At 68.6% G+C, this 17,141-nt stretch carries 15 protein-coding genes; 12 read left to right on the top strand and 3 right to left on the bottom strand.

The genetic code is table 11. The features are described from left to right. The first annotated feature begins 178 nt into the window (after window positions 1-178). Both RR928_RS04610 and RR928_RS04605 read left to right on the top strand, forming a co-directional pair. The gene (locus RR928_RS04610; protein ID WP_332534176.1) at window positions 179-595 is read left to right on the top strand and encodes a CopG family transcriptional regulator; all 417 of its coding nucleotides are present in this window, start codon (window positions 179-181) and stop codon (window positions 593-595) included. Between the two features lie 181 nt (window positions 596-776). After that, window positions 777-1,994, top strand: a complete 1,218-nt coding sequence (locus tag RR928_RS04605; protein ID WP_332681616.1) for an extracellular catalytic domain type 1 short-chain-length polyhydroxyalkanoate depolymerase — start codon at window positions 777-779, stop codon at window positions 1,992-1,994. Between the two features lie 54 nt (window positions 1,995-2,048). On the opposite strand, the gene RR928_RS04600 is transcribed toward RR928_RS04605, so the two are convergent. Further along, window positions 2,049-2,513 (bottom strand): hypothetical protein, encoded by a 465-nt coding sequence (locus tag RR928_RS04600; protein ID WP_332534174.1) that lies wholly within the window; start codon window positions 2,511-2,513, stop codon window positions 2,049-2,051. Window positions 2,514-2,643: 130 nt separating this feature from the next. Further along, entirely contained in the window at window positions 2,644-3,159 is a 516-nt protein-coding gene (locus tag RR928_RS04595) for an Lrp/AsnC family transcriptional regulator (RefSeq protein WP_332534173.1), read from the bottom strand. 56 nt (window positions 3,160-3,215) lie between these two features. On the opposite strand from RR928_RS04595, the gene ilvB reads away from it, so the two are divergent. Further along, window positions 3,216-4,976, top strand: coding sequence for a biosynthetic-type acetolactate synthase large subunit (gene ilvB / locus RR928_RS04590; protein WP_332547558.1), 1,761 nt, complete (start codon window positions 3,216-3,218; stop codon window positions 4,974-4,976). On the opposite strand, the gene prpR is transcribed toward ilvB, so the two are convergent. Continuing rightward, a complete protein-coding gene (gene prpR, locus RR928_RS04585; RefSeq protein ID WP_332534171.1) occupies window positions 4,936-6,891 on the bottom strand; it encodes a propionate catabolism operon regulatory protein PrpR in 1,956 nt (651 codons plus the stop codon). The two genes, ilvB and prpR, sit on opposite strands and share 41 nt — an antisense overlap. A gap of 207 nt (window positions 6,892-7,098) precedes the next feature. On the opposite strand from prpR, the gene RR928_RS04580 reads away from it, so the two are divergent. The 9 genes from RR928_RS04580 to RR928_RS04540 all read left to right on the top strand — a co-directional run bounded on the left by RR928_RS04580 (window position 7,099) and on the right by RR928_RS04540 (window position 17,132). After that, complete coding sequence (locus RR928_RS04580; protein ID WP_332534170.1) at window positions 7,099-8,298, top strand: CaiB/BaiF CoA transferase family protein; 1,200 nt, start codon at window positions 7,099-7,101, stop codon at window positions 8,296-8,298. Then, window positions 8,295-9,203, top strand: a complete 909-nt coding sequence (locus RR928_RS04575; RefSeq protein ID WP_332534169.1) for a hydroxymethylglutaryl-CoA lyase — start codon at window positions 8,295-8,297, stop codon at window positions 9,201-9,203. Before RR928_RS04580 ends, RR928_RS04575 begins: the two co-directional genes overlap by 4 nt. 39 nt (window positions 9,204-9,242) lie before the next feature. Beyond that, window positions 9,243-10,229, top strand: coding sequence for a tripartite tricarboxylate transporter substrate binding protein (locus RR928_RS04570; RefSeq protein WP_332534168.1), 987 nt, complete (start codon window positions 9,243-9,245; stop codon window positions 10,227-10,229). A 6-nt stretch (window positions 10,230-10,235) separates the two neighbouring features. Continuing rightward, complete coding sequence (locus RR928_RS04565; protein WP_332547561.1) at window positions 10,236-11,099, top strand: isocitrate lyase/PEP mutase family protein; 864 nt, start codon at window positions 10,236-10,238, stop codon at window positions 11,097-11,099. A gap of 34 nt (window positions 11,100-11,133) precedes the next feature. After that, window positions 11,134-12,123: a Bug family tripartite tricarboxylate transporter substrate binding protein gene (locus RR928_RS04560; protein ID WP_332681612.1), complete on the top strand. Its 990-nt coding sequence runs from the start codon at window positions 11,134-11,136 to the stop codon at window positions 12,121-12,123. 68 nt (window positions 12,124-12,191) lie between these two features. Then, window positions 12,192-13,154, top strand: coding sequence for a LysR family transcriptional regulator (locus RR928_RS04555; RefSeq protein ID WP_332681611.1), 963 nt, complete (start codon window positions 12,192-12,194; stop codon window positions 13,152-13,154). Between the two features lie 134 nt (window positions 13,155-13,288). Continuing rightward, window positions 13,289-14,854 (top strand): AMP-binding protein, encoded by a 1,566-nt coding sequence (locus RR928_RS04550; RefSeq protein ID WP_332534164.1) that lies wholly within the window; start codon window positions 13,289-13,291, stop codon window positions 14,852-14,854. A 17-nt stretch (window positions 14,855-14,871) separates the two neighbouring features. Further along, complete coding sequence (locus RR928_RS04545; RefSeq protein ID WP_332534163.1) at window positions 14,872-16,086, top strand: acyl-CoA dehydrogenase family protein; 1,215 nt, start codon at window positions 14,872-14,874, stop codon at window positions 16,084-16,086. Between the two features lie 44 nt (window positions 16,087-16,130). Then, window positions 16,131-17,132: a Bug family tripartite tricarboxylate transporter substrate binding protein gene (locus tag RR928_RS04540; protein ID WP_332534162.1), complete on the top strand. Its 1,002-nt coding sequence runs from the start codon at window positions 16,131-16,133 to the stop codon at window positions 17,130-17,132. The last annotated feature ends 9 nt before the right edge of the window (window positions 17,133-17,141 follow it).

Raw genomic sequence — 17,141 nt, 5'->3', positions numbered from 1 at the left:
GAAGGTTCGCCCGAGCCAGCCTGCGCCAGCAGTTCATGGCACAGCCCCAGGACGAGGCGCAGACCTACGTGCGCAGCGGCGACAAGAATTCATAGCGGGAAAAATGCCACAAGGCTTGAATTCAGGCAAAATAACTCCAGATACCATCCATGTGGATGGTGAAATCAAGGAAATTGCTATGAACGATGGGCTGCCGACCCGCGCCAAAGGGGGCGACTCCGAAAAGATCACCATCAATCTGGGCTTTGTCGATCTGGGCCATATCGATTTGCTGGTGGCCGAGGGGGTGTATGCGAACCGCACCGACTTCATCCGCACGGCCATTCGCAATCAGCTGACTGCGCAGGCCGATACGGTGCGGCAAATGGTGGCCCGAAAGATGCTGGTGCTGGGACTGCAACGCTTTGGCAGCGCTGAATTGCGCGCCGCCCAGGCGGCGGGCGAGCAGCTCGATATCCGCGTTCTGGGGCTGGCGTCCATCGATGGCGATGTTTCGCCCGAACTGGCGCAGGCGACGATTGCTTCGGTCACCGTGCTGGGTGCGTTTCAGGCCAGTCCTGGCGTCAAGGCCGCGCTGGCCGGGCGCATCCACTGATAACGCTTTCGTCAAGAGAGGGCGGCGCCGTCTTGCCTGCGGCGCTGTCAGCAATAGAGGCAGGTGACAAGCGGCCCAGTCCACCGCGGCAAAAGCTGACCGGACTCATCCTGCGCGCTCGCTTTGCGGGCGCATGGGCCTCTTCACTCATTCGGGCACGATGCCCGCTCAAGGATTTCCCATGGACTGGAACATCGATCTCAAGCAGATGCTCGCGACCACCGCGCCGTTGATACAGCGCGGCGAGCTGATGCAGGCCACGCAGGCCATTCAGCGCGCCCTGGGCGCGCGAACCGCCAGCTGGCCGACGGCTTCAGCCGCGGCGGCAGGCGCTGCGGACCCCGTGGCTTCCCCTGCGCGCGCGCAGCGCGCCTGGCATGCGGGGCCGGGACATGCGGCCGATGTGCAGGATGTGGAAGTCGTTGACCGGGCCGGGCCGCGTGCCCGGGCGGATGCGGCGGGTGTCGCCCAGCCTGCGGATGCTCCGCCTCCGGGCAGCTTTGAACGCATTGCGTTCTCGGCGCCTGGCGGTGCGCCCCAGGACCATTACTGGCTTTATGTGCCGCCGGGCGCCGCAAGCGCCGCGGCGCAGCCCATGCCGCTGGTGCTGATGCTGCATGGCTGCACGCAGAATCCGCAGGACTTTGCCACGGGAACCGCAATGAATGGCGTAGCGCAGACGGCCAATGCCCTGGTGCTCTATCCCGCGCAAGCGCAGCAGGCCAACCCCAAGGGCTGCTGGAACTGGTTTCGTCCGGAGGATCAGCTGCGCGGCGCGGGCGAGCCCGCGACCTTGGTGGCCATGGTGCGCGACGTGATGCGCCGCCACCCGGTCGACGAGCGGCGTGTCTACGTGGCCGGATTGTCCGCGGGCGGAGCGATGGCCGCGCTGCTGGGGCGTGAGTATCCCGATGTGTTTGCCGCGGTGGGCGTGCATTCGGGCCTGCAGCCCGGCGCGGCGCGCAACGTGATGGGCGCGCTGTCGGCGATGAAGAGCGGTGCCAAGCTGCCGCCGGCGCCCGCGGCACCCATGCCCGCCGGGCAGGCCCTGCCCGCGCTGATCGTCTTTCATGGCGATGCGGACCGTACCGTGGCCGCGCGCAATGCCGAGCAATTGGTGCAGGTGACGCTGGCCGCGCGCGGTCACGCTCCCGGCGAGACGGCGCGCGAGGTGCAAAGCGGGCAGTCGGCTGCGGGCCAGCGGTATACGCGCACGCTCTATGCTGCCGCAGATTCGCAGCCTGGGGGCTCGAGCACGCTGGTCGAGCAATGGATGCTGCACGGCGCCGGCCATGCCTGGGCCGGCGGGGATGCGCGCGGCAGCCATACCGACCCGCGCGGCGTGAATGCCTCGCAGGAAATGCTGCGCTTTTTCCTGGAGCATCCGCGGCGCCGCTGAGAGCGGGCCGGGTTTAGCCGGCAGCGCCAAGCCGTCGGCAAATGACGATAGGCTTCAGGCGAACAGCGCCAGCCGCAGGCGTTCGTATCGGGCATCGCCCACCGCCTCGCGGATCTTGGGTGCCAGCGCGACGAGGCCGTCGAAGCCGCTTGCGGCTTCGACCGACAGATTCAGCCGGAAACCGCGCAAGCCCAGGCTGCCGGTGATCTGCGTGGCGATCAGATAGGCCGCCTGGTAGCGCTCCTGTTCGCTACGGCCACTGTCGGGCGGCTGCTGCGCCACGGGTTCTGCTGGCTGCTCGGCGGCCGGCTCGTTGCCCGGGGCGGGCTCGAGCAGGTCTTGGTCCAGCATGGACTGCACGTCCTGCTGGGTGATGCCCATGGACGCAGTGGCGGCCAGCACCTCGGCCACGCTGCGCTTGCCGTCGAAAAGAATGAAAGCCGTGCGCTGACGCAAAGTGAGCTTGCCCTGGCGCTCCTTGAGCGCCTGTTGTCCGGCCAGCGTTTTGATCAGTCGCATGCAGCTCTTTCTGGCGTCGGCTGGCAAAGATGCGCCGCGCAATGGATCAGGAGTCTGGCAGCCCGGCAGGCCATTGGAAATCGGGTTTATCCATAGCCATGGCCAAGAAAAGCCGGGCAGCGGACGATGCCTAGGGCAGCAGCGGCGCGTGCGAGTCCTTGAGCACGCGCAGCACGAAGCTCGATTTGCTGTGCCGTATGCCCGGAATCTTGTAGAGCTGCTCGCGCAGCAGGCGCTCGTAGTCGCGCGTGTCCTTGACGGCGATGCGGATGAAATAGTCGTAGTCGCCCGAGACCAGATAGGCCTCCAGCACTTCGGGGATCTGCGCCAGCACGCGGCCGAATTCGAACAGCGTCTCGTCGGTATGGCTCTCCAGCGTGAGCTGGACGATCACGGTGTCGTGGTAGCCCAGGCGCGCGCGGTCTAGCTCGATGCGGTACTGCTTGATCACGCCTTCGGCTTCGAGGCGCTTGATGCGGCTCCAGCAGGTGGTGGGCGAGAGCTTCACCGCTGCGCCTATCTCCTGCAGCGTGCGGCGCGAGTCTTCGAGCAGCTCGCGCAGGATGGCCAGATCGTGCTTGTCGAAGTGGAGCGGTGGTTTTTCTTCTTCTGCAGAGTTTTTCCGAATGGTTTTCGGAGTTGCCATGGTTTTGTGCCCGAAAAAAGAAGCCAATTTTGCTTCATAAGCGGAAAAATCTGCATATGAACACCGACACTCTCGAAAATCCATCCACCACGTCACTGCGCAGCGCGCGCAATGGCGCCGAGACCCTGCTCGACACGCTGGTGGCCTGCGGCATAGACACCATCTTCGGCTACCCCGGCGGCGCGGCGCTGCCGCTGTACGACGCGCTGCACGGCCAGCCCGCGATCCGCCATGTGCTGGTGCGCCACGAGCAGGCCGCGGTGCATGCAGCCGAAGGCTATGCGCGCACCACGGGCCGGCTCGGCGTGGTGCTGGTCACTTCGGGGCCTGGCGTGGGCAATACCATTTCGGGCCTGCTCGACGCGATCAGCGACTCCGTGCCCGTGCTGTGCATCAGCGGCCAGGTGGCCAGCGGCGTGATCGGCACGCAGGCCTTTCAGGAATGCGATGCGCTGGGCATCTCGCGGCCCGTGACCAAGTGGAACCACCAGCCGCGCCACGCCAATGACATCGCCGAAGCCGTGCGCGAAGCGGTGGCCATCGCGCTGGGCGGCCGGCCCGGTCCGGTGCTGCTCGATGTGCCAAAAGATGTGCAGCTGCAGCGCGTCGATGCGCGGGCCCCCGCCGCGTTGCCGACGGCGCCTGCTGCTGCGGCGCTGCCCAGCCGCCAAGCCTTGCTGGCCGCGGCCGCGCTGATCGCCGGCGCCCAGCGTCCCGTGCTTTATGGCGGCGGCGGCCTGATCAATGCGGGCGAGGGCGCTTGCGAGCGCTTTGCCGCGCTGGCGCGCGACTGGCAGCTGCCGACCACGCTGACGCTCATGGGCCTGGGCGCGCTGCCGGCGTCGGACCCGCTGTTCCTGGGCATGCTGGGCATGCACGGCACGGTGGAGGCCAATCTCGCCATGCACCACGCCGACCTGATCGTCTGCGTGGGCGCGCGTTTCGACGACCGCATCACGGGACGGCTGAGCGACTTCGCGCCGGGCGCGCGCAAGATCCACATCGACATCCATCCGGGCAACATCGGCAAGGTGATTGCGGTGGATGTGGCGCTGGCGGGCGATTGCGGCGCGGTGCTCGAAGCGCTCACGGCGCTGCTGCCGCCGCCGCGCCCCGCAGCGCAGCTCGCGCCCTGGTGGGAGCGCATCAACCGCTGGCGCGCCGCCGACTGCCTGGGCTTCACGCCGGGCGAGACCACCATCTTGCCGCAGCAGCTGATGCGCGCCCTGCGCGGCCAGCTCGCCGGCCGCGACGCCATCGTGTCGACCGACGTGGGCCAGCACCAGATGTGGGCCGCCCAGCACCTGGCGATAGAACGGCCGCGGCGCTGGCTCACCTCGGGCGGCGCCGGCACCATGGGCTATGGCCTGCCCGCGGCCATAGGCGCGCAGATCGCGCATCCCGACAAGACCGTGGTCTGCGTCAGCGGCGACGCTTCGGTGCTGATGAACATCCAGGAGCTGTCCACCGCCGTGCAGCATCGCACGCCGGTCAAGCTGGTGCTGTGCAACAACGGCTACATGGGCATGGTGCGCCAATGGCAGCAGCTCAACCACGGTAACCGGCTGAGCCACAGCTGGAACGCAGCCCTGCCCGATTTCGTCGCGCTGGCGCGCGCCTTTGGCTGGGGCGCGCGCCGCGTGGACCAGCCGCACGAACTCGATGCGGCGCTGGCCGAGTGCCTGGCTTATGACGGCCCGTTCTTTCTCGACGTGCAGGTGGCCGCGCAGGAAAACTGCTATCCCATGATGCCCGCGGGCCGCGGTCATCAGGAGGTCATGCTGGGCGACGACCGCTGGTATTGCGAAGAGCAGTGATTTCCGCTGCCTCGCCGCCATGCTCGCGCAGCCAGCGCCATAGCGTGGAGCGGCTCACGCCCAGCTGCCGCGCGGCGGCCTGGCGGTTGCCGCCCTGCGCCTGCAGCGCCGCGGCCACGCGCGCGGCGCTCAGGGCCGGGCCGTCGGTGGCTTCGGGCGCGGCAGCGGTGTAGATTTCCGGCAGGTCATGCTGCAGTTCCGCGTAGCGTATGTCTTCGATGCGCTCGAACTGCATGAGAAACACCGCTATGCGCTCGCCCAGGTTTTCCAGCTCGCGGATGTTGCCGGGCCAGTCGTAGGCGCACAGGCGCGCCAGCAGCGGCGCCAGCGCGCGTTCGGGCTCCAGCCGCGCGCCCAGGCGCTGCAGGCAGCGCTCTACCTGGACCAGGGCCAGCGGCGCGATGTCTTCGCGGCGCTCGCGCAGCGGCGGCAGCGGCAGGCGCAGCGTGTTGATGCGGTAAAACAGATCCTGGCGAAAGCGCCGCTCGGCAATCATGCCGTCCAGCGGCTGGTGCGTCGCGGCAATGACGCGCACATCGACAGGAATCGCCGCCGTCGCGCCCAGGCGCGTGATCTCGCGCTCCTGCAGCACGCGCAGCAGCCGCGTCTGCAGCTGCAGCGGCATGTCGCCGATCTCGTCGAGAAACAGCGTGCCGGTGTGCGCCGCCTCGAACAGGCCGCGCTTGCCGCCGCGCCGCGACCCGGTGAACGCGCCTTCCTCGTAGCCGAACAGCTCGCTTTCCAGCAGGGCTTCCGGAAAGGCCGCGCAGTTGACGGCCACAAACGGCCGGCCGGCACGCACGCTGTCGTTGTGTATGGACTGCGCGAACAGCTCCTTGCCCACGCCGCTCTCGCCGACTATCAGTACCGTGAGGTCGGTGCGCGCAAAGCGTTTCGCGGTCTGCACGGCGCGCACGAAGGCCGGGCTCTGGCCGATGAGGTTGGCGAAGCGGTGGCGCGCCGCGCTCTGGCGCCGGCCCTGCTGCATGCGCAGGCTGGTGTCGGCTTCCTGGATGGCGCGCGCGTCGTAGAGCGTCAGCGCCGCGCCGGCGATCTCGCCGTGTTCGCGTATCGGCGTGCGGTTGACCACCCAGTCGCGCTGCGCAAAGCGCTGCACCACGGCGCGCTCGACCTGGCCGCTGTCCAGCGTGGACTGCAGCGACAGCTCGGGCTCTATGGCCTGCAGCGACTGGCCCAGCAGGCGGGCGTGGGCCGGGCCCAGCAGCTGCTGCATGGCCGGGTTGACCGCGATCACGCGGTTGTCGCGGTCCACGGCCAGCACCGCCTCCTGCAGGTTGTGCAGCACGCTGTTGAGCTGCTCGTAGCGGCCGGCTTCGAGCCGCGCGACGCGCGCCAGCTCCAGCGCGTCCTCGAAGCCCTTGCGCACGCTGCCCAGCGAATAGGCCAGCAGCCCGTGCAGGCCGGCCTGTTCGGCGAGTTCCACCACCAGGCTGGAGCCGACGATCACCTCGAAGCCTTCGCGCCGCAGCTGCTCGAAGCGCTGGCGTGCGTCCTCGGGCGTGCGATAGGCGTGCTGCACCACCTCGATGTTGAGCAGGTCCTTGACTTCGTCGAGTTCGGGAATGGTCTGCCCGTACATGACCACGCCCACGCGGCTGGCGATGCGCCGCGCCTTGATCAGCGCCTGCAGCAGGTCGAAGCCGGTCAGCTGGATGGTGGCGACCGGCGCCTGCAGGCCGGCGCGCAGGATGCTGGCGTTGGAGCCCGCGCTGACGAAGGCGTCGACCAGGCCGCGCTCCAGCCGGTCGCGGGCAATCGCCAGCGCGTCGCCAAAGGTGCCGTCGAGCACCGTGATCTCGGCGCGGCCCGTGTACTCCGCGACCACCGGCATGGCGAAGCCGCGGATCTGCCGGTAGCTCAGAAAGCACAGGCGCGGCAGCGGGCCGCTGCGCATGGGCGCGGGAAAAAGCGGGGAGGAAGTTCGGTTGCCGGTCATGTTGCATTGAAACATATTCTTGTTTCAGTGGTGTCGCAGTGCGACGCTGGGTAGTCGGCGGCAGCGCATCCATTCCTTGTGAATCAATCACTTGCGATCGCTGCCGTGGCTGGCGCGGCTCTTGCTGCTGCCAAGGCATTCGCCAAACTTCCGGAGACATCGAACGTGGCACTTGAACACATCACCGTGCTGGACCTGACGCACATGCTGTCGGGCCCCTACGGCACCATGCTGCTGGCCGACCTGGGCGCGCGCACCATCAAGGTCGAGCCTCCGGGCAGCGGCGAAGGCACGCGCCGCCTGCTGGAAAACGACCCGCATTACTCGCGCGACGGCATGGGCGCCTACTACCTCACGCTCAATCGCAACAAGCAAAGCGTCTGCGTGGATTTGAAGACCCCGGCCGGCAAGGCGGTGTTTCTCGACCTGGTGCGCAAGGCCGACGTGGTGTTCGACAATTTCAGCGTGGGCGTGACCGCACGCCTGGGCATAGACTACGCCTCGCTGTCCCAGGTCAATCCGCGCATCATCACCTGCTCGGTCACGGGTTTCGGCCAGACCGGGCCGCAGACCCAGCGCCCGGCCTTCGACCAGGTGGTGCAGGCCATGGGTGGCGGCATGTCGATCACCGGCACGCCCGAAAGCGGCCCGACGCGCAGCGGCATTCCTATCGGCGACCTGGGCGGCGGCGTCTTTGGCGCCATGGGCGTGCTGGCGGCGCTGGTCGAACGCGACCAGACGGGCAGGGGCCAGCATGTCGACATCTCCATGCTCGACGCGCAGATCTCGCTGCTCAATTACATGGCCACCATGCACCTGCTGTCGGGCCATGTGCCCGAAGGCATAGGCAACGGCCACTTCGTGCATGTGCCCTACAACAGCTATCCCACGGCCGACGGCCATGTGATCATTGCCTGCATAGGCGACCCGTTCTTCGAACGCTTCGTCGATTTCATCGACCTGCCGGCGCTGCGCAAGCCCGAGTATCGCCAGCAGCCGGTGCGCCTGGCGGCCAAGGCCGAGATCGATGCGCTGGTGAGCGCGGCGCTGCGCCAGCGGCCCACGGCGCACTGGCTGGAGCGGCTGCGCGAGGCGCGCATTCCCTGCGGCCCGGTGAACAACTTCGAGCAGGCACTCAATGACGCCCAGGTGCTGGCGCGCGACATGGTGGTCGAGGTGCCGCTCAAGAGCGGCGCGCGCGTGCGCATGCCGGGCAACCCGATCAAGCTGTCGGGCGCCGACAAGTCCCGGGCCTTCACCTGCCCGCCGGAGCTGGGCGAGAACACGCGCCAGGTGCTGGGCGAGTTCGTCGGCTATGACGCCGACCGGCTCGAGGCGCTGCGCGCCGAAGGGGCGATCGCATGAACGTCCGGGAAGCCATCCACATCACCGACGTCGCGCCGCGCGACGGCCTGCAGAACCAGGCGATACACCTGGCCACCGCGGACAAGCTGCGGCTGATCGAGCTGCTGGTCGCCGCCGGCCTGCGCAGCATCGAGGCCACGAGCTTTGTCTCGCCCAAGGCCGTGCCGCAGATGGCCGACGCCGCCGAACTGCTGGTGCAGGTGCAGGCGCGCTTGCCCGCGCTGCGCACTTCGGTGCTGGTGCCCAATCTCAAGGGGCTGGAGCGCGCGCACGCGGCCGGCGCCCGGGAGATCGCCGTCGTGCTCTCGGCCTCCGAGACCATGAACCGCAAGAACATCAACATGGGGCTGGACCAGGCCTGCGAAGTGAGCGAGCAGACGCTGGCCGCGGCGCGCGCGCTGGGCCTGCGCACGCGCGCCTATGTGGCCGTGGCCTTCGACTGCCCGTTCGAGGGCGAGACGCCGCTCGATGAAGTGCTGCGCCTGGCGGCGCGCATGCATACGGCGGCGGCCGACGAGATCGTCATTGCCGACACCATAGGCTCGGCGTCGCCCGGCCAGGTCAAGCAGCGGTTTGCGGCGCTGCGCGCCGTGGTGCCCATCGAGCGCCTCGCGGTCCACCTGCACGACACGCGCGGCATGGGCGTGGCCAATGCCTGGGCCGCGCTCGAAGCCGGCGTGCGCCGCTTCGATGCCAGCGTCGGCGGCATAGGCGGCTGCCCGTTCGCGCCCGGCGCCGCTGGCAATGTGGCGACCGAAGATTTGGTGCTGATGGCCGAGCGCAGCGGCTTTGCCAGCGGCATCGCGCTGCCCGGGCTGCTGGCGGCCGTGGATTTCGCGCAGCACAGGCTGCAAAGACCGCTGGGCGGGCGCGCCATCACCTGGCTGCGCCGCCAAGGCGGCTGAGACATTCAAGACACATAAGACAACAACCAGGAGACAAGAATGAACCCGAACTTCCATCATCCCAACCGCCGCCAGCTGCTGGCCGGGCTCACCGCGTTGGCCGCCACGGGCACGGCGGGCAATGCGCTGGCGCAAGCCGCCAAGTATCCGGCCAAGCCGGTGACCCTCGTGGTGCCGTACTCGGCCGGCGGCGGCACCGATATCGTCGGCCGCCTGATGGCGCAGCGCCTGACCGAGCTATGGGGGCAGTCGGTGGTGGTGGAAAACCGCACCGGCGCCAATGGCGTGATCGGCTCGAGCACGGTGGCGCGCGCCGCGCCCGACGGCCACACGCTGATGCTGGTGGTGGGCTCGCATGCGATCAATCCGGTGCTGATGAAATCGCTGCCCTACGACACCGACAAGGCCTTCACGCCCATCACCAACATCGCCAGTTCGCCCTCGGTGCTGGTGGTGCAGGCCAATGGTCCCTACAAGACCCTGCCCGATCTGCTGGCCGCGGCGCGCAAGGAGGAGCTGGGCTGCGGCTACTCCGAAGGGCTCACGCGCCTGACCGGCGAGTTGCTGCGCCAGGCCGGCAACCTCAAGCTGACCGGCGTGCCCTACAAGGGCGGCGCGCCCATCATGGTCGACATCATCGGCGGCCATCTGCCCATGGGCGTGACCAGCGTGCTCACGGCGCTGCCGCATGTGCGCTCGGGCGCGCTGCGCGTGCTGGGCGTGGCCGCCGAGCGCCGCATGGCGCTGTTCCCCGACGCGATGACGTTCAAGGAGGCGGGACTGGACGGCGTCGAGTCGCTGAGCTGGTACGGCCTGTTCGGCCCGGCTGGCCTGCCCGCGCCCGTGGTCGCGCAGATCAACCAGGACCTGAAGAAGGTCAGCTCGGACCCGGTGGTGCAAAAGCAGATGCACGACCAGGGCGCCGACATCATGCTCACGCCGCCGGCCGAGTTCCGCAGCTTCCTTGCCAGCGAAACGAAGAAGTGGGCCCAGGTCGCGCAGCGCGGCGGCATCAAGGCGGAGTGAGCAGGCATGGCCCATCCCATACTCCGCGAGAAGCTCGAGCGCGGTGAATTCATTGTCGCTCCCGGCCTGCACGACATGATTGCCGCGAGCGTCGCCAACAAGGTCGGCTTCGACATCGTCTACGGCACGGGCTACTGGCTCACTGCCTCCAGCCTGGGCCTGCCCGACGCGGGCATCGCCACCTATACGCAGATGCTCGACCGCATGGCCACGCTGGCGCGCACCAGCCGGGGCGCGGTGATTGCCGATGCCGACACCGGCTACGGCGGGCTGCTCAACGTGCACCACACGGTGCGCGGCTACGAGGCGGCCGGCATCACCGCCATACAGCTCGAGGACCAGGAGTTTCCCAAGAAGTGCGGCCACACGCCGGGCAAGCGCTGCGTGCCCACGCAGGACATGGTCGACAAGATCAGGGTCGCGGCCGCGGCGCGCGAGGACAAGAAGAACTTCCTCATCATCGCGCGCACGGACGCGCGCGCCTCCTTGGGCGTAGACGAGGCCATGCGTCGCCTCGAGGCCTATGCCGAAGCCGGCGCCGACATCCTGTTCTTCGAGGCGCCGCAGTCCGAGGAGGAGATGCGCCGGGCCTGCGCCGCGTTCGACACGCCCATGCTGGCCAACATGGCCGATGGCGGCAAGACGCCCATCCTGCCCGCCCAGGTGCTGGAGGAAATCGGCTTCGCGCTGGCCATCTACCCCTCGCTCACCAGCCTGGCCGCGGCCGCGGCGATGGAGCGCGCATTGACCCAGCTGAAGAACACCGGCGTCAGCCAGACGCCCGAGGTGCCGCTGTTCGACTTCCAGGAGTTCTGCAGCCTGATCGGCTTCGAGGACGTCTGGGAATTCGACAAGCGCTGGGCGCGCTGAAGATCCCTACAACAACACAACGGAGACAAGACCCATGACGACTACCCTCAACGCCCCGCGCCGCCGCTGGCTGGTGCTGGCCGCCGCCAGTGGATTGGCGCTTGGCGCCGCGCCGGCCATGGCCCAGGACTTCCCGAGCAAACCCATACGCCTGGTCGTGCCCTTCACGCCCGGCGGCGTGACCGACACCGGCGCGCGCGTCGTGGCCGAGCGCCTGGGCGCGCGGCTGGGCCAGCAGGTGGTGATCGACAATCGGCCCGGCGCCTCGGGCAACATCGGCACGCAGGCGGTGGCCGGCGCCGCGCCCGACGGCCACACGCTGGTGCTGGGCTTCGACGGCACGCTGGTGATCAACCCGCATGTCTTTGCCAAGGTGCCTTTCGACACCGTCAAGGATTTCGCGCCCGTGAGCAAGATCGGCGATACGGCACTCGTGATCGTCACCCACCCCTCGGTGCCGGCCAGGACACTGGCCGAGCTGATTGCCTATTCGAAGAGCCTTCAGGGCGGCCTGTCGTACGGCAGTTCGGGCACGGGCGGCACGCCCCACATTGCCGCCGAGATGCTCAAGGTGCGCACCGGCGCGGACTTCCTGCACGTGCCGTACAAGGGCGGCGGCCAGGCGCTGGCCGATGTGGTCGGCGGCCAGCTGCCCATGCTCTACACCGCCGTGGCCGGCGCACTGCCTTTCATTGAAAAAGGGCAGGTGCGCGCGATTGCGATCTCCAGCGCCCAGCGCCTGCCTTCGCTGCCCGATGTGCCCACGGTCGCCGAAACCTTGCCTGGCTTCGAGGCGATCTCGTGGATAGGCCTGCTCGCGCCGGCGAAAACGCCCAGGCCCATCGTCGAGCGCATCCAGCGCGAACTGCATGCGGTGGTCAACGAGCCTGCGGTCAAGGAGCGCCTGGCCAAGCTGGGCATCACCGCCGTGGGCAACACGCCCGCCGAGTTCGCGCAGCAGATCCAGGCCGATCTGAAGAAGTACGCCGAGGTCGTGAAGACCGCGGGGATCAAGATCGATTGAGGTGCATGGCGGGGCGCTGCCGGCATTTTTTTAGCGGCTAAAAAATGGCGCGCGGTAGAGTGGCGGCCATGGACCTGCGCACTCTTCGTTATTTCATTGCCGTGCTGGAAGCGGGCAGCCTGTCGCGTGCCGCGGGCTCGCTGTATGTCGCCCAGCCCGCGCTCACGGCGCAGATCAAGAAGCTCGAGGCCGAGCTGGGCGCGCGGCTTTTCGACCGCTCGCACGCGGGCGTGACGCCTACGCCTGCGGGCCTGCAGCTGTACGAGGATGCACGCCGCCTGCTTTCGGACGCCGACGCGGTGCGCGAGCGCATACAGCGCCTGCCGCAGGGCCCCGAAGGCTCGGTGACGGTGGCCGCGCCTTTCCTGCTGGCCTCGCTGCTGCTGGGGCCGGTGCTGGCCGCGCTCAAGAGCAGCCATCCGCGCATCCGCGTGTTCGTGCTCGATGACCTGAGCCTCATGGTGCGCAAGGCCATGCTCGACCGGCGCGCCGATGTCGGCATCCTCGTGGACACACCCCAGCTCGACGGGCTGCGCTGCACGCCGCTGGCCTGCGAATCGATCTTCGTCTGCGGCCATGACGCCGACGGCACGGTGGCCGCGCTGCTGCGCACGCGCGCAGATGGCGCCGAGCCCGAGATCGACTTCGCCCAGGCCGCGCGCTTGCCGCTGGTGCTGCAGTCGCGCCGCTTCTCGATTCGCCAGACCGTGGAGGAAGCCGCGAGCCGCCTGGGCGTGGGGCTGAACGTGGTGCATGAACATGACTCGGCGCGCGTCATCCGTTCGCTTTACCAATGCGGCGCGGGCTTCACTTTCACGCCGGCCTGCTCGCTGGCCGACAGCGCCCACCCGCAGCGCAAGGACTGGGTGGTGGCGCGCGTGGCCGCGCCGCAGCTGCAGCGCTGCTACACGCTGGCGACCGCGGCGGACCGGGTGGTCGATGCCGCCACCCAGGTGGTGATCGACACCCTGGTGCAGGAAACGCGCAAGCTGGTGCTGGCGGGCCTGTGGCAGGCCCGGCTGCCGGACTGATAAGCGCGGCGCGCCCGGGGCATCAGATTTTTTGATGGAGCGGCATCAGCAAACGGTATTTCCTCCTGGCCGCCGTCTTCTGTGACATTGGCTTCACGCCCGGCCGACACGGACCGGACGAATACAGGAGACCTATGCCACAGCCCGCCCCCTTCATCGCCAATGTAGGCGAACTTGTCGCGCGCAGCGCGCGCGCCTTTGCCTCGCACACCGCCGTCACCAGTGCCACGCGCAGCCTGACCTATGCCGAACTGGAGCAGCGCTCCAATCGCCTGGCCAATGCCTTGCGCGGCATGGGGCTGGGGCGCGGCGACCGCGTGGGCATCTACCTGCCCAATTGCACCGAGATCGTCGAGATCGAACTGGCCTGCTACAAGGCGGCGTTCATCAAGGCGCCGTTCAATGCCCGGCTGTCGCCGGCAGAAGTCGGCGAGATCGCGGCCAACAGCGCGGCGGCGGTGATCGTCACCACGGCCGAGCGCGCCGAGGCGTTTCGCGCCCACATCCAGGGCGCCATGCCGCGGCTGCTGCTGCTCGACGGCCCGGCGCAGAACGCCTACGAGACCGCGCTGGCCCAGGCCAGCGATGCATTCACGCCCGAGCGCGTCACGGCCGACGAGGTGGCCGTGCTGCACTACACCTCGGGGTCGTCGGGCGTGCTCAAGGCCGCGATGCAGACTTTCGGCAACCGCCTGGCGCAGCTGCGCAAGTTCCTCATGCGCTCGGACGGCATGCGCTGCGGCCACCTGCTGGGCCTGGTCGGGCCCATCACCCATGCGTCGGGAATGCAGCTGCTGCCCGCGCTGTGCAGCGGCGTGACCATACGGCTGTTCGCCGGATTCGAGCCCGGACGCTTCATTGCCGAGATGCGTGCCGAGCGCGTGACGCATACCTTCATGGTGCCGACGATGATCAACATGCTGCTGGCCGAGCTCGACGGCCAGTACCGGCCCTTGCCCGACCTGCTGCGCCTGGGGTATGGCGCAGCGCCCATGGCGCCGGCGCGCATCCTGCGCGCCATGGATGTGTTCGGGCCCGTGCTGTCGCAGGGCTACGGCGCGGGCGAGACCACGTCGGGCGTCTGCGGGCTGTCGGTCGAGGACCATCTGTTCGCGCGCGCCGCCATGCCCGAGCGCCTGGCGTCGTGCGGGCGGCCGTTTCTCGAATCGCTGGTGGAGATCGTCGACGATGCGGGCCAGCCAGTGGCCGCGGGCGAAATCGGAGAGATCGTCGTCAGCGGCCCGGATGTCTTCGCCGGCTACTGGCGCGCGCCCGAACTCACGGCCGAAGTATTGAAGGACGGCCGCTACCACACGGGCGATCTGGCGCGCGCGGACGAACAGGGCTATGTCTACATCGTCGACCGCAAGAAGGACATGGTGATCAGCGGCGGCTTCAACGTCTATCCCTCGGAAGTGGAAGCCGTGCTCTACCAGCACGAGGCGATTGCCGATGCCTGCGTATTCGCCATACCCGACGAGAAATGGGGCGAGGCCGTGGCCGCGCATGTGGTGCTCAAGCCCGGCCGCACCATGGACTCCGCGGCCATAGAGCGCTTTTGCGCGCCGCTGCTCGGCGGCTTCAAGCGCCCGCGGCATATCGAATTCGTCGCCGCGCTGCCCAAGAACCCCAACGGCAAGGTGATGCGCAAGGCGATACAGGCGCGCTACTGGACCGGCCACAGCCGCATGGTGAACTGAAACCCAAGGAGACCCGCATGAAAAACGATTCCATCTCAGCCATGCCCGCGCCGCTGTTCGACGCGCCGTTCGAGGGTTCGGCGCGTGCCGCCGACCTGATCGCGCGCATCAACGACTTCCTGTGGGGTGAACTGGCCGCGCTGGCCGGCACGCATGGCGTGGACCACGAGCATGGCGCGGACCGCGCCTTGCTGCAGCAGGTCTGGAAGCGCTCGCAGGCGCTGGGTTTCTACGGCATGACGCTGCCCGCCTCCATGGGCGGGCTGGAGCTGTCGGTGCTGGACCATGTGCTGATCAAGGAGGCGATCTATGCCAGCGGCTCGCCGTTTGCGCCGCATGTGCTGGGCGAGCTCAGCGGTCCGCCGCGCGTGGGCGCGCTGGCCCACCAGGCCACGCCCTGGCAGCTGCAGCAGTTCATTGCGCCCGTGGCGCAGGCCGACAAGGCCATCTGCTTTGCGCTGACCGAAGCCGAGGCCGGCTCGGACGCGGGCGCGCTGCAGACCCGGGCGGTGCGCGTCGGCGACGACTTCGTGATCGACGGGCGCAAGCGCTTCATCTCGGGCGCGCCGTTCGCCGACCATGCGGTGCTGATGGCTTCCACGGCCAGCGACCCGGCGCAGCGCGAGATCTCCGCGTTCTTCGTCGATCTCAAGTCCGCGGGCGTGCGCGTGGAAGCCGGCTACAAGACCATGGCCGGCCAGTCGCATACCGGCGACATCGTGCTCGAGGCCTGCCGCGTGCCGGCGGCCAACCTGATAGGCGCGCCCGGCCGCGGCCTGGCGCTTGCGCTCGGGCGCATCACCGTCAACCGGCTGCTGCACTGCCCGGCCATGCTGGGCCTGGCCCAGGTGGCGCTGCGCGATGCGCGCGACTATGCGCTGCAGCGGCGCCAGTTCGGCCGCGCGATCGCCGAGTTCCAGGCAATTCAGCACCTGCTGGCCGACATGGCGACCGAGCTGAGCGCGGCGCGCGCGCTGATGCTGGGCACGGCGCGCCAGATCGACGCCGGCAGCCAGGCGCGCGCCGAGGCTTCGATGGCCAAACTGTTCTGCTCGGAAACCGCGTTCCGCGTCGCCGACCGGGCGGTGCAGATCCATGGCGGCGAAGGCATCGTGCAGGGCCGGCGCGTCGAGTTCCTGTTCCGCATGCTGCGCATGTACCGCGTGCTCACGGGCACCAGCGAGATCCAGCGCAACACCATTGCCAAGGAACTGCTGGCCGCGCGTGCCTGAAGCGCGCAGGCCCTTGCCCGATACAACAACAGGAGACAAGCCAGATGACCCCTCACACCTCACGACGGCAGTTTCTCGGCCGTTCGCTCGCCGCCAGTCTGCTGCCCGCGCCCGCGCTGCTGGGCCTGGGCATGGCGCGCGCCGCCGGGCCCTGGCCGGCACGCCCCATCAAGTGGGTCGTGCCGTTTCTCGCGGGCACGGCGCCCGACACCACGGCGCGCGTGGTGCATGAAGCCGTGGCGCGCGAACTGGGCCAGCCGGTGATCATCGAGAACCGCGGCGGCGTGGGCGGCAACCTGGGCGCGCGCCTGGTCGCCAAGGCCGCGCCCGATGGCTACACCTGGATCTACTCGAGCGCGCCCATGGCCGCGAGCATGCACATGTACAAGGCGCCCGGCTACGATGCGCTCAAGGACTTCCAGCATGTGATGGGCCTGACCAGTTCGGACATCGTGATCATCGTCAACGCCGCGTCCGACATACGCACGCTCGACGAGCTCATTGCCAGGGCGCGCCGGGCGCCGGGCAGGCTCGACTACGCCTCGGGCGGCGTGGGCACGCCTTCGCACCTCGGGGTGGAGCTGCTGCTAAGCGCTGTTGACGCCCAGGTGGCCCATGTGCCCTACAAGGGCGCGTCCGAAATCGTCAATGCGGTCATGGGAAAGCAGGTGGCCTTCGGCGCGCCGATCTTCTCGGTGGCCTACGCCAACATCCGCGCGGGCAAGCTGCGCGCACTGGCGATCGCGGGCCCGCGGCGCAACCCCAAGCTGCCCGAGGTGCCCACGCTTGCCGAGCTTGGCGTGCGCGGCGTGGAACTGATGTCCTGGGGCGGGGTGTCCGTGCCCATGGGCACGCCCGAGCCCGTGGTGGCGCGCATGCGCGCCGCCTTCGAGAAGGCGCTGCGCCAGCCGTCGGTGGTCGCGGCGCTGGAGGAGCAGGGCGGCAATGTCGCGCCCATGGATGGCGAGACCTTCCGGCGTGCGTTCACCCAGGAGATGGCGCTGACCGAAGCGATGATGAAGAAAGCGCTGATCGAGCCGATGTAGCACCTCTTG

The sequence above is a fragment of the Comamonas sp. genome (genome assembly GCF_036666375.1).
GTDB lineage: Bacteria > Pseudomonadota > Gammaproteobacteria > Burkholderiales > Burkholderiaceae_C > Comamonas.
This window is presented reverse-complemented; position numbering and strand designations above follow the sequence as displayed.